Source organism: Planococcus alkaliphilus (assembly GCF_057031095.1).
In genome coordinates this window covers 218,513-230,665 of sequence record NZ_CM168060.1, presented here as the reverse complement: position 1 = coordinate 230,665, position 12,153 = coordinate 218,513, and the positions used below count along the sequence as shown (strand labels likewise).

Here is a 12,153-nt window from a genome sequence, read left to right as displayed (position 1 = left end):
TGCTCCGAATCCCGTTTAGAAAAAATATATTATTTGATATTTATAAGTTCTTAAGCGCTGAAGCGACTATAAAAGTTAATTTCATTTAACTCAACTAATCTTTCCTTTTAACCGGTATATATATGCTAAAACTTCTGCGACCGCGAGGAACAAGTCTTCCGGGACAGGGTCCCCTACATCCACTTGTGCGTATAATGCGCGGGCGAGCGGTTTGTTTTCCATAATCACAACGCCAAATTCTTTCGCTTTTTCTTTGAGTTTCAGTGCCAGATGGTCTTTCCCCATGGCAATGACAGTCGGCGCGGCCATTGTTTCCGCGTCGTATTTGATGGCGATGGCGTAATGCGTCGGGTTGACGATCAGCACATCAGCTGATGGAAGGTCCTGGATCATGCGGTTCATACTCATCGAACGCTGCTTTTCTTTGATTTTCTGTTTGATCAAAGGATCCCCTTCGGATTTCTTGTATTCATCTTTGATGTCCTGTTTCGACATCTTGATGCCTTTTTCAAATTCGTATTTTTGGTACATATAGTCAAATACAGCTAATATCAATAAAATAATGGCGGCCACAAGCGCCATTTTCAGCGTTAATCCGCCGATGAAGCTCAGCGAGTAGCTAAGGCTTTTCTGCGACAATAAAAACAGTTCATCTTTTTCTCCCCAAAGGACACTGAATGCGGCGTAGCCGATAATCGCAATCTTCGCGAGCGATTTTGCCAGTTCGACAAGCGCACGGACCGCAAAGATTTTCTTCGCGCCTTGTATGGGGTTTAACCGGCTCAATTGGGCTTTTAATGGTTCAGTTGTAAACATGGCACCCACTTGGACGAAGTTTCCGAGGATGCCGAAGATAATAGCAACTCCCATAATCGGCGCCATCAACAGCATGGCATCGAAGGTCATTTGTTCAAACAAGGTCCGGACGTTTTTCGGTGTCCATTCCCAGCCGATATACTGGGTGAAGCTCACGCGGTAGATAGCCAAGATTTGATCCAGCATCCAGCCGCCAAGAAAGCTTAGCAGCATGATGCCGCCGATCATGATCATGGCTGCGGGCAATTCCTGGCTTTTGGCAACCTGCCCTTTCCGCTTGGATTCCTGCCGTTTCTGAGGCGTCGCTTTTTCTGTTTTTTCGCCTGAGAAAAACTGCAGGTCCAAGGTCAATCTCCGTGCCATCTATGCTCCCCCTATTAAGCGGGTCAACTCCGCCATGCTTTCCATGATCTGTCCGAATAACATTTGCAGCAAATAAAAGAAAAAGGGCATTGAAAACATCAATAATACAAAGCCCACTAAGATTTTCACCGGGAAACCGACAGCAAAAATGTTTAATTGCGGAACGGTTTTCGCTAAAATCCCGAGTGCCACATCCACTAAAAACAAAGATCCGACAATCGGCAAAGAAATTTGCAGCGCAACCATAAACATTTCAACGAAAAGATCCGATATAAACTTTGCAAGGTCTTCAAACTTGATGTCAAAAGACAACGATTCGACCGGAATCGTCTGCAGGCTCTGCATGACGCCGTCGAGCATCAAGTGATGGCCATTGACCGTCAATAGGAACAACAAGGCAAGAATGTATTTAAAACGTCCGATAATCGGCACTTGCGATCCTGTCTGCGGATCCATGACACTCGCCATCGCGAAACCCATTTGAAAATCGATGAACGCGCCGGCAATCTGGACGGTATACAGGACGAGTGCAGCGGTAAAACCGAGTGCAATGCCGACGCCGAATTCCTTGATGACCATCATGATGTAATAGCCGTCCAGCGCAAGCGTCTCTTCTACCGGCAATGCGGACAGCGCCAGCAAGGAAAGAAAAGCGGCAAGCCCCAGTTTGAACTGCGTCGGTACACCGCGCTGTGAAAACAGCGGCGCGATGATAAAGAAGCTGCTGATGCGGACTAAGATTAAAAGGAAATACGGCAATGCTTGAAGAATTTCTTCCATATGCGTCCCCTACCCGATCATTTGCGGAAGCTGCTGGAATAGATCTCTTGTGAAATCCAGCAGCAGCGTCAGCATCCACGGTCCGAAGATGATGATCGACAAGAACACGGCCAAGATTTTCGGAATGAAGGCTAAAGTCTGTTCCTGGATTTGCGTCATCGCCTGAAAAATACTGACCAGTAAGCCGACGCCAAGCGCGATCAAGAGCATCGGTGCAGAAATGATCAGAATCATATAAATCGATTGTTCCGCGAGTTTAATTACTACATCTGGTGTCATCGTGTTCTTCCCTTCGCTAGAAGCTGACCAGCAAGGATTCGATGATCAAATACCAGCCGTCAACTAAGACAAATAATAAGATTTTAAATGGCAACGAAATCATTACCGGCGGAAGCATCATCATCCCCATCGCCATTAACGTACTGGCCACGACCATATCGATGATCAAGAACGGGATGAAAATAACGAATCCGATTTGGAACGCCGTCTTCAATTCACTGATGGCAAACGCCGGAATCAAGGAAGTCAGCGGAATTTCTGCGATGCTGTCCGGTTTTTCGAGGCCGGCATATTTAAAGAACAAGGCGAGATCTTTCTCACGTGTATGTTCTGCCATAAAGGTCTTGATCGGAAGCGATGCACTGTCGAGCGCTTCTTCCTGGGTCACTTCACCTGATAAATACGGTTGAAGCGCCGTTTCGTTTATTTCCGTGAACACCGGTGTCATGATGAAAAAAGTTAGGAATAAGGCCAGGCCGACCAACACTTGGTTCGGCGGCATCGACTGGGTGCCGAGCCCTGTGCGGACAAACGACAACACGATGATGATGCGTGCAAAACTTGTCATCATGATGAGAATTCCCGGTGCCAGCGACAAAATCGTCAAAAGCGCAAAAAGCTGGAGCGTCGTACCCACATCTTCCGGCGCATCACTGCCGCCGATGTCGATGCCTGGAATATTTATGAACGAAAGAATATCTAGCATCATTATGAATTACCTTCTTTATCATCGTCGCTCTCAGAAAGCCGCTGTTCGAACTGCTGCTGTTTCTGCTTTTGTTTGCTCAAACTTTGTTTGAATAAATTCTCAAAGCCTCGGTCGGACTGCATTTCGATTTCTGTCGGTTCCGCCGTTCCGCCAAAAAGTTTCGTTGGCAGTTTGAACTTCGGATTCGAGAAGATGGTCGGCTGTTTCTCCAAATCTTTTTCGATTGAGCCAACTTCCATTTCATCCGTGAATTCTTTGATCAACGTGACTTCGTCTCCAACACCGATCATGTAGATTTTGCCGCCGACTTTGACAAGCTGCAGCGACTTATTATTCCCGAGCGGGGTGCCGCCCATCAATTTGACAGCCTGGTTCGGCTGCAGTTTTTGCTGGCGGACTGCTAAGAACTTTATCAATCCGTAGATCAGCACGACGATCAACGCCGTAAAGAAAAAGAGTTTGGCAATAATCGATACGAAGCTTTGCTTTTCCACCGGTTCTACTGCTACGGTTTCAGCCGGCTGTTCTGCGTCGCTATCTTTTTCTTCCAACCAGTCCGTGACGTTCGTATCCGCCGCTGCATAAGCTGCAGCCGGCGTGAACCATGCAAAAAGAGATAAGAAAAAGATGGCCATTGCTGCATAAAAAGTTTTTTTCTGGTTCAAACTCGATGTTCTCCTTGCTTCAAGCATTAGCGCAATTTGGAAATGCGGTCTGCTGTACTTAGAATGTCGGTGACGCGGACGCCGAAGTTTTCATCGATGACGACCACTTCTCCTACCGCGATCAATTTATTGTTGATCAATATATCAACCGGTTCTCCGGCTAACTTATCCAGTTCAATGATGGAACCGTGGGAAACACTGAGGATTTCTTTGACCATGCGTTTTGTACGCCCAAGTTCCACTGTTACTTGAAGCGGAATGTCCAGCAGCATGTTCAAATTATTCGGTTCGGATTGGACAGAAGCCGTTTCATCAAAACTCGAAAACTGCACCGATTGGATATTCGGTTCTTCGTTTGTCCGTCTTAGCTTGCTGGTTGACTGCGTTTGGTTGTTCGATTCAAATTGCATCTGATGTGGCTCCTCTACGTACTCTTCCTGTATGTCATTCGTTAAAATCCCCACTAATTGTTTCGCCAGCTGCACCGGAATGCAAAGATGGAAATCCGCTTTGTTCAAGCTGCCGACTTTCACTTGGAAGCCCGCTTCAACGAACCATTCTTCTTGGGTGAATTTTGATACCGGAAAATCTTTTTGTTTTTCCACGACATCCATGCCCGAAAGTGAGTAGGAAATGTCCTGTTCAAGCACAGCTTCCATCGACTGGGTCACTGAAGCAAACATCGCTGTGATCATTTCCTGGAGCATCTGGAATTGTTTCTCCATATCTTCCGCTTCAGTTTCTGCATCCATCGCTTTTGCCATCATGTGGACATCGCTTTTATTGACCGATAGAATCTGGATGCCTTCTGCGCCTCCTGTATATTCCCCGAGTACAACGAAGAAAGGAGCGGCAGTCGCCGATAGTAAATCGTCTTTTCGTTTGATGGAGATGGAAGGCGTGCTCACTTTCGCTTGTTCTGTGAACAGGGTGGAAAGCACTGTGGATGAACCGCCGAGTGAAACATTCAGCAATTCGGTTAAGGCTTCTTTTTCAACTTGCAATAATGTATTTGTGGACATCGGTTTTCCCTCCGCTCCTTGGCCAAGCAGGCCATTGATTTCATCTGGAGACAATTTCTCAGTTGTCATTCGATTCTTCTCCTTCTCCGTAAACCGCAGTGACTTGTACAGCTGTCCGGCCCTTTGAAACACCGGGCTGCGCAAAGAATTTCTGTTTTTCATCGACCATCACGACAACCGGATCGTCGTAAGCTTCGTCAAGCCGAATCACATCGCCGATTTTCAAGTTCAGGAAATCGCCGACTTCGATCATCGATTTCCCAAGTACTGCCCGGACTTCCATGTGGGTGTTCTGTACTTTCTTTTCAAGCGCAACCGCTTCATGGCTCTCAATCGCTTTTTTCTGATTGGCCAGCCAGTGGCGCGCCGACAATTTTGGCAAGACTTGTTCTAAGACAACATGCGGCAGGCAAATATTAATCATGCCGTCGACTTCGCCGATCTTTGCATGCAAGGAAACCTGAATGACAGTTTCATTCGGCGGCGAAGTCGTCAGGAATTGAGGATTCACTTCAATTTCCTTTAGTTCCGTATTTAATTTCACGACCGAAGACCAGGCTTCCTGAAAGCTGTTTAATGCATTGATGAAGACCCGCTCGATGACGCTCAATTCAATTTCAGTCAGATCACTCGGTTCCGGGGCAATGTCGCCTTGGCCGCCGAGCATTCTGTCGAGCATGATATAAGTGACATCCGGAGAAAATTCCATCAGCATGCTGCCCTGGAGCGGCGCAGCTTTGAAAACGCCCAGCACCGATTTCTTCTGCACATTGCGGATGAATTCTTCATAAGAGAATTGTTCAACCGAAGTTACAGAAATCTGTACGTAGCTCCGCAATAAAGTCGATAAATACGAAGTCAGCAACCGTGCATAGTTTTCGTGGATCCGCGTCAATGTCCGGATCTGGTCTTGTGAGAAGCGCAGCGCTTTTTTGAAATCGTAAGTCTGCACTTTCCGTTTCTTCATTTCCACTTTCGGCTTCGGCGCTTCTTCTTTAATGGTCGCAAGCAGCGCCTCAATGTTTTCATCCGTCAATAAATTTTCCACCGTTGTCCCTCCCTTCATTCATTCCAATTCGGATTTTGCAGACTAGGCAGAAGATTGATCTTCTGATAGTAAGCCGTCACTTTGTCGATGACTTCATCCACTGATTCCAGCACATGGATCTTCTTGCCGGAAAGCATGGTGACCACTGTATCTGGAATCGTTTCAACCCGTTCGATGTAAATCGCATTCAGCGTAAACGGCGTCCGGTTCAATTTTGTCAATTTGATCATATAAGCAGCTGAGAAGGGGCATCCCCTCACTCAGCCTGTCCCTCCCAAATTAGCGTTTCAAGTTAACAACTTCTTGAAGAATTTCATCAGAAGTGGTGATTGTCCGTGAGTTTGCTTGGAATCCACGTTGCGCTACGATCATTTCCGTAAACTCTTCCGTAAGGTCAACGTTTGACATTTCTAACATGCCGGTTCCTAATTGTGTATTAGCTGCTGCTACTGTCTGTACAGCAGTAGATCCACCTGAAGCGTTTGTGATTTCATAAAGTGAACCGCCGACTTTATTCAATCCTGAAGGGTTTGGCGGATTTGAAATTCCGATGTTCGCAATTAAAGTTTCAACGCCAGCTGCGTTTTTCGCATAAACTTCACCTTGACCATTAATTGTGAATGAATCATAAGTTTGCGGGTTAATGGTAATCGGACCGTTCGTTCCTACTACTTGGTATCCTTGAGAGTTAACGAGTTGGCCGGTGTTATCTAAAACAAAATTGCCTGCTCGCGTCAAAAACCGATTAGCTGCATTGTCAGGATCTTGGACAACGAAGAAACCTTCGCCCATGATCGACATATCTGTACCAACGCCCGTCGTCATTGAAGACCCTGGTGTATGGATCGTATTTACAGAAGAAGTCATTGAGCCCAATCCAACTTGCATTGGGTTCACGCCGCTGCCTGACAAGTTCTGGCTCAGCAAATCCTGGAAGTTGATTGTGCTTTTCTTGTAGCCGATTGTATTGACGTTAGCAATATTGTTTCCGATAACGTCTAATTTTGTTTGAAAGCCTTTCATACCTGAAACACCTGAATACATTGAACGCAACATGTGATTTTCCCCTTTCGAGTACCGACTGGATCAGACGGTCTCCTGTTCATTTTTTAATTCCGTGGCTTGTTCGATGCGTTGGATAGAACCGATTGGCAGTTTTGCGTCTAGATCTTGAAGTTCAAACACCACTTCGCCGTTTTTCATCGATACGGCTTTGATGATGCCCTCCCCTGATTTCACTTCTCCGTTTTCGGTTTGTTCATAGGAAACTTTCTTGCCGATCAAATCCGCGTAGTCGCTTAAGGATGAGTTGCCTTGGCCGCCGACGAATTTGGTCATCGTCGTGTTCAAGTTCGTCAATTGCTCAAGGCTGCTGAACTGAGCCATCTGGCCAATGAACTCGGTATCTTTCAACGGTTCAAGCGGGTTCTGGTTTTTCATTTGTGTCACCAGAATCCGCAGGAATGCGTCTTTGCCGAGCGCGTTGCTTGGCTCGGTCGCTTTTGTTGCGGCGGTTGACTGCGTGTTGACTGAAGTTGAATTGGCTACATTCATGGAAACGCTCCTTTCTCCGGTTAAATTGTATAATCGACTTTCATCATTGAACCGTCTGGAGCTTGGCGGCGGCTAGTTGCGGCTGCCACTTCCTCTTCAATTCGCTGATAACCGTTTTTATTGTTCGGCGTGCCTTGTTTTTGCTGCTGATTGGAGCGCTGTTCCGGGTTCGCCGTTTGCTGTCCAAATGATTGCTCCGCGCTTTGCTGTGTGATTTCGATGCGGTCGAGATTGACGCCTTGCTGAAGCATCGTATTGCGCAGCTGGTTCAGCTGCATTTCAATCGCTTCTTTTGCCATCAAACTGCTCGTGAAAATCTGCGCTGCCACTTTGCCGTCAACTGTCGTCAACCGGATATCCAAGTGTCCGAGATGTTCAGGGAAAATGCTCACTTTGATTTGGGCGTTTTCACCAGTTCCGCTCAAGCGCATCGATCCGCGAAGCAGTCCGCTTAAGTCCTCCATTAAATTGGCCATGCGCACTACGGGTGTTTCCGCCCGAGGTGCCGGTTGAACAGTTTGTGCTTTTGCACTTTCAACCGGAGCTGCAGTAGCTTCTGTTTGCGGAGCCGACTCTACTGAAAAATTCTCTATTTCTAAGGCTTGAAAAGCAGAGGGTGTTTGAGTCATTCGCCCACCTTCAGCTAGCGGCGGCTTAGCCGCTTCTGCCGGTAGGCCTTGGGCTTCAACATCCAGATTTAATTGAGCCAGTTGTTTCATTACTTGCTCCATCTTCTCTGACTGTTGAGAAGCAGTCGGTTTACCGCTCACCGCTTCTGCATTTTCAAGCTCTTGGACCATTTGGGTTAATTGTTTTACTGCTTGTTCAAGCTGTTCAGGATCTGCAGAAAGAATTTCTGTTTCAACCCCCACAAATTCTCTAGGTATATCGAACTCTGTAATATCGTTATTCATCAATTGCTGGAGTTTCTGTTGAATCTGCTGCAATAAAACCGATGTCGTTTGTTGGTCTCCGGATTGTGCGGCGGGGACAACTTCTGGATTTTTCGGTTTTGCTTGAATCAAATTTTGTTCTTCCAGACTTGTTTCAAGCTGTTTCACTTGAAGGGACAAGAGCTGGACAACGGCTGAGAGCATTTCCTGCTGCTCAGGCGCTAATTCTTCTTCGGGCAAATCCTGAAGGGCCTTCAAGATTTCTTCCAGCTGCGCTTGGATTTCCGCCGTCGGTTCAGAGCCTGTTTCCGTTGTTTCAGCGGTAGCAGAAGCTAAAAGCTGAGAAAAGGTGCCGAGTTCTGCAGCTGTTCCTTCTGTTTTTGTTTTAGAAGCTTTTGCGGTCTGGTTGACCGCTGGTTGAAAAGATACCTTCAAGGCGTCGATCGGATTCACCTTCTTTCAGCGATATTGGATTGGGATGTGCGGTAGAAACGCGTACTGGCCAGTTCATCGAAGAAATTCTGTTCGATGACTTTATTCTGCTCATGGAACAGGTCGGCTTTATGCTGTTTCAAGTTGTCCCAGGTTTTTTCTTCCTGTGCTTTTTCCTGCAAATGATTTTGGGATCTGGAGACATTGTTCTGCAGCCGCTCCAGTTCCCGGTTGGAAGAAAGCAATTGCTCCTGCAGCTGGTGGATGTAATTGACAAGCATGCGGAGTTCAGAGATGTTGACGCCGTCTTCTTGCTTCTCATTTTTCATGTGTTCAGCTTCTGCAAGCTTTTGATAGATAATCGCATTGCGTTCGTATCCTGCTTCTTGTTGTTTGATGGCATCGGCCATTTGGATTTGTGCAAACCCTTTTTCATTTCCTTTTAAATCAAGGATCTTTTGAAATCGAAAGTTGAATTGTGTCACGTTTTGATTCCTCCAAATTGTGCGGTTAACCGTTCAACACTTTCATCAAGCTTGGCTTTTTCGTAGATATCCTGCTGCAGGAATTCACGGATCAGCGGATAGGAACGGATGGCATCGTCTATTTCTTTATTGGCGCCGCTCTTGTAAGCACCGATATTGATCAGGTCTTCGGAAGATTCGTACGCTGCAAGCAGCCGTTTGAATTCCACTGAAGCCTGGTTGTGTTCTTTTGTTGCGACTTCGTGCATGACACGGCTGACGCTCGACATGATATTGATTGCCGGGAACTGCCCTTTTTGGGCAATCTTCCGGTCGAGTACAATGTGGCCGTCGAGAATCCCGCGGACTGCATCGGCAATCGGTTCGTTCATATCATCACCGTCAACGAGGACGGTGTAGAATGCAGTGATCGATCCTTTGCTTGAAGTTCCGGACCGTTCCAGCAGCTTCGGCAGCAGCGCGAATACAGAAGGCGTGTAGCCTTTACTGGTCGGCGGCTCCCCTACAGCGAGGCCGACTTCACGCTGCGCCATCGCGAAACGCGTAACAGAGTCCATCATCAGCATGACGTTTTTGCCTTGGTCGCGGAAATATTCCGCAATGGCTGTCGCTGTCAATGCCCCTTTGATGCGCTGAAGCGGTGTCTGATCGGATGTCGCTGCGACGACCACAGATTTCTTCAACCCTTCAGGACCGAGATCACGTTCGATAAAGTCCCGGACTTCGCGTCCCCGCTCGCCGATCAATGCGATGACGTTGATGTCCGCTTCTGTATTTCGTGCGATCATCCCGAGCAAGGTACTTTTTCCGACGCCGCTTCCGGCAAATACGCCGATGCGCTGGCCTTGTCCGACTGTCAAGAGTCCATCAATGGCACGGACACCGACTTCCAAAGACTTAGTGATGCGCGGGCGCTTTAACGGATTCGGCGGCATATTGTTCGTCGAATACTTCGTTAATCCGGCAGGCAATGTGCTCTCATCGAGCGGTTTGCCGGTGCCGTCCAGGATTTTCCCGAGAATGGACGGCCCTACTTTGATCTGCAGCGGAACCCCCGTTGCGACGACCAAACAGCCCGGTCCGACTTGTGAAAGATCCTGCAGCGGCATCAATAAAATCTTATTCTCTTTAAAGCCGACCACTTCCGCTTCGATCGGCCGCTCGTAATGGTTTGGGTACAAAAGACAAAGTTCACCGATTTTCGCATAAGGCCCTTTCGATTCAATCGTAAGTCCGATGACTTGAATCACTTTGCCGTGCTTTTTCACCGGTTCGATTTCTTCTAATAGCTCCAGGTACTCATCTGTGCGTTGGTTCATTATTTGTCTGCTCCTCACTATAAGCGAGTAATTGGCGTTTGATTTCTTCGAGCTGCCCGCTGACTGTGGCGTCATAAGAGCCGCTCGCTGTATGGATCATGCAGCCGCCTTTTGAAAGATTGGCGACCGGAATTAATTTTAATTCGGAATCTCCGCGAATATAGGTTTTAAGTTCATCGAAGAAGGGTAATAGTATCGGGTAGTCTTCTAAAGCCACTTGCATCACGACATCTTCCGACTCTTCGAGATGCTTAAGTGCAAGCTGGACGATGTTCAATAATTGATCGTCATGCTGTTTGAGTTCTTTTTTTACGATTTTTTCAGCAATCCGGACACTCATTGATAGCAGGAACGGTTCAGCCTGTTTTACGATTTTCGCTTTTTCTTCATAAGCTTGTTCAATCAGTTCTTGCATATACATACGTTTTTCCCGGTATTCTTCTGAAGCTTGAGCCATACCGGCATCAAAACCCGATTGAAAACCTTGTTCTGCCGCTTGCTCGGCCAAGTTCTTCGCTTCGATTTCAGCTTGTTCTCGCTGCGAATCGCGCCAATTTGCCATCTCAAGCTGTGCTTGTTGCTGGTCAAGGTTGATTTGATTCCGCAAGTTTTCATGCTGCAATTTCAGCGATTCAATTTCCTGCAATAAACTCTGTTTTTGTTGCACGGGGTCCAATTCTGGGACCTCTATTTGGAATGCCTTATTTTCAATCTTTTTTGTGCGAATAATTTTCTTTTCCAGTTTGGAAGACGGATAGGAACGAATGATATTAGACAATCATTTCCTCCCCTTCTCCGCGGGCTACTGTAATTTCACCTTTTTCTTCTAAGCTGCGAACCAAGGAAACAATATTCGTTTGGGCATTTTCGACATCTTTCAGCTTGATCGGGCCCATTGTGTCGATTTCTTCTTTGATGCTGTCTGCACGGCGCGTTGAAATATTGCGGTAGATGCCTTCTTTGACGTCTTCGTTCGCCACTTTCAATGCATACACCAAATCGATGTCCTGCACTTCGCGAATAATGCGCTGAATGGTGCGTGTATCGAGAAGAACAATATCCTCAAAGACAAACATGCGTTTCTTGATTTCTTCGACCAATTCCGGAGACTCCATTTCGAGTTCTGTCAGAATCGCTTTTTCCGTGCCGCGGTCCACTTTGCTCAACACTTTGACGATGGCTTCTACGCCGCCTGTGGATGTGTAATCTTGTGAACCCGTTGCTGAAAGTTTGCGTTCTAAAATCTGTTCTACTTGATGGATCACTTCCGGAGAAGTACTTTCCATCATGGCAATTCGCTTTGCCACTTCTGCTTGCTTAGCAGGCGGCAATTGCGAAAGAATTTGTGAAGCTTGTTTTGGATCTAAATACGATAAAACCAAGGCAATTGTCTGTGCATGTTCATGCTGCAAAATCGTTAAGATCTGATTCGGATCTGCTTTTCTGGCGAAACTGAAAGGTTTCACTTCCAAACGGCTCGTCAAACGGCCGATCGTTTCGAGCGCCTTATCTTTCCCGAGCGCTTTTTCCAAAATATCCCTCGCGTAATCCAAACCGCCTTCATTCATAAAATCCTGCCCAAGAATCATGCCGTAAAATTCATTGAGTACTTGTTCCGTCTGGCTGTTTTTCAACTGCCGCACATTGGAAATTTCCAAAGTCAATTGGTCGATTTCCGCCTCAGTCAGCTGCTTGAATATCTCAACAGATACTTCCGGCCCTAATCCGACCAGTAAAACGGCTACTTTCTGGACGCCGCTTAATCCTTTTGTCCGTTTAGACATGCGC

15 protein-coding genes are annotated in these 12,153 nt (G+C 46.9%); all 15 read right to left on the bottom strand.

Annotated elements, in window-relative coordinates; all coding sequences use genetic code 11:
• Positions 1-90 precede the first annotated feature (90 nt).
• From flhB to fliG, 15 genes are read right to left on the bottom strand one after another with little or no spacing between them, the layout of a single operon-like run.
• Complete coding sequence (gene flhB / locus AC2EXB_RS01265; protein WP_483603111.1) at positions 91-1,179, bottom strand: flagellar biosynthesis protein FlhB; 1,089 nt, start codon at positions 1,177-1,179, stop codon at positions 91-93.
• Positions 1,180-1,959, bottom strand: coding sequence for a flagellar biosynthetic protein FliR (gene fliR, locus AC2EXB_RS01260; protein WP_235197881.1), 780 nt, complete (start codon positions 1,957-1,959; stop codon positions 1,180-1,182).
• A 9-nt stretch (positions 1,960-1,968) separates the two neighbouring features.
• Positions 1,969-2,238 carry a flagellar biosynthesis protein FliQ gene (gene fliQ, locus AC2EXB_RS01255; protein WP_235197880.1) on the bottom strand — a complete coding sequence of 90 codons (270 nt, stop codon included), beginning with the start codon at positions 2,236-2,238 and terminating at the stop codon, positions 1,969-1,971.
• Between the two features lie 16 nt (positions 2,239-2,254).
• Positions 2,255-2,947 carry a flagellar type III secretion system pore protein FliP gene (gene fliP, locus AC2EXB_RS01250; RefSeq protein ID WP_483603109.1) on the bottom strand — a complete coding sequence of 231 codons (693 nt, stop codon included), beginning with the start codon at positions 2,945-2,947 and terminating at the stop codon, positions 2,255-2,257.
• Positions 2,947-3,612 carry a flagellar biosynthetic protein FliO gene (locus AC2EXB_RS01245; protein ID WP_483603107.1) on the bottom strand — a complete coding sequence of 222 codons (666 nt, stop codon included), beginning with the start codon at positions 3,610-3,612 and terminating at the stop codon, positions 2,947-2,949. The genes fliP and AC2EXB_RS01245 overlap by 1 nt, the downstream gene beginning before the upstream one ends.
• 26 nt (positions 3,613-3,638) lie before the next feature.
• Positions 3,639-4,703: a flagellar motor switch phosphatase FliY gene (fliY, locus tag AC2EXB_RS01240; protein ID WP_483603106.1), complete on the bottom strand. Its 1,065-nt coding sequence runs from the start codon at positions 4,701-4,703 to the stop codon at positions 3,639-3,641.
• On the bottom strand, positions 4,693-5,682 hold the full coding sequence (gene fliM / locus AC2EXB_RS01235) for a flagellar motor switch protein FliM (protein WP_483603104.1): 990 nt from the start codon (positions 5,680-5,682) through the stop codon (positions 4,693-4,695). Before fliM ends, fliY begins: the two co-directional genes overlap by 11 nt.
• A 14-nt stretch (positions 5,683-5,696) precedes the next feature.
• Positions 5,697-5,942: a flagellar FlbD family protein gene (locus tag AC2EXB_RS01230; RefSeq protein WP_483603102.1), complete on the bottom strand. Its 246-nt coding sequence runs from the start codon at positions 5,940-5,942 to the stop codon at positions 5,697-5,699.
• Between the two features lie 19 nt (positions 5,943-5,961).
• Entirely contained in the window at positions 5,962-6,738 is a 777-nt protein-coding gene (flgF, locus tag AC2EXB_RS01225; protein ID WP_235197876.1) for a flagellar basal-body rod protein FlgF, read from the bottom strand.
• Between the two features lie 30 nt (positions 6,739-6,768).
• Complete coding sequence (gene flgD / locus AC2EXB_RS01220) at positions 6,769-7,236, bottom strand: flagellar hook assembly protein FlgD (RefSeq protein WP_483603100.1); 468 nt, start codon at positions 7,234-7,236, stop codon at positions 6,769-6,771.
• Between the two features lie 20 nt (positions 7,237-7,256).
• Complete coding sequence (locus AC2EXB_RS01215) at positions 7,257-8,582, bottom strand: flagellar hook-length control protein FliK (RefSeq protein ID WP_483603098.1); 1,326 nt, start codon at positions 8,580-8,582, stop codon at positions 7,257-7,259.
• A complete protein-coding gene (fliJ, locus tag AC2EXB_RS01210) occupies positions 8,579-9,046 on the bottom strand; it encodes a flagellar export protein FliJ (protein ID WP_483603096.1) in 468 nt (155 codons plus the stop codon). The genes AC2EXB_RS01215 and fliJ overlap by 4 nt, the downstream gene beginning before the upstream one ends.
• Positions 9,043-10,365: a flagellar protein export ATPase FliI gene (gene fliI / locus AC2EXB_RS01205; protein WP_251478085.1), complete on the bottom strand. Its 1,323-nt coding sequence runs from the start codon at positions 10,363-10,365 to the stop codon at positions 9,043-9,045. The genes fliJ and fliI overlap by 4 nt, the downstream gene beginning before the upstream one ends.
• Complete coding sequence (locus tag AC2EXB_RS01200; RefSeq protein ID WP_483603094.1) at positions 10,346-11,143, bottom strand: FliH/SctL family protein; 798 nt, start codon at positions 11,141-11,143, stop codon at positions 10,346-10,348. Before AC2EXB_RS01200 ends, fliI begins: the two co-directional genes overlap by 20 nt.
• Entirely contained in the window at positions 11,136-12,149 is a 1,014-nt protein-coding gene (fliG, locus tag AC2EXB_RS01195) for a flagellar motor switch protein FliG (RefSeq protein ID WP_251478092.1), read from the bottom strand. Before fliG ends, AC2EXB_RS01200 begins: the two co-directional genes overlap by 8 nt.
• Positions 12,150-12,153 lie beyond the last annotated feature (4 nt).

Coding starts and splice junctions, on each gene's coding strand:
- flhB (WP_483603111.1), bottom strand. CDS start 1,179: ATGGCACGGAGATTGACCTTGGACCTGCAGTTTTTCTCAGGCGAAAAA.
- fliR (WP_235197881.1), bottom strand. CDS start 1,959: ATGGAAGAAATTCTTCAAGCATTGCCGTATTTCCTTTTAATCTTAGTC.
- fliQ (WP_235197880.1), bottom strand. CDS start 2,238: ATGACACCAGATGTAGTAATTAAACTCGCGGAACAATCGATTTATATG.
- fliP (WP_483603109.1), bottom strand. CDS start 2,947: ATGATGCTAGATATTCTTTCGTTCATAAATATTCCAGGCATCGACATC.
- fliY (WP_483603106.1), bottom strand. CDS start 4,703: ATGACAACTGAGAAATTGTCTCCAGATGAAATCAATGGCCTGCTTGGC.
- flgF (WP_235197876.1), bottom strand. CDS start 6,738: ATGTTGCGTTCAATGTATTCAGGTGTTTCAGGTATGAAAGGCTTTCAA.
- flgD (WP_483603100.1), bottom strand. CDS start 7,236: ATGAATGTAGCCAATTCAACTTCAGTCAACACGCAGTCAACCGCCGCA.
- fliI (WP_251478085.1), bottom strand. CDS start 10,365: ATGAACCAACGCACAGATGAGTACCTGGAGCTATTAGAAGAAATCGAA.
- fliG (WP_251478092.1), bottom strand. CDS start 12,149: ATGTCTAAACGGACAAAAGGATTAAGCGGCGTCCAGAAAGTAGCCGTT.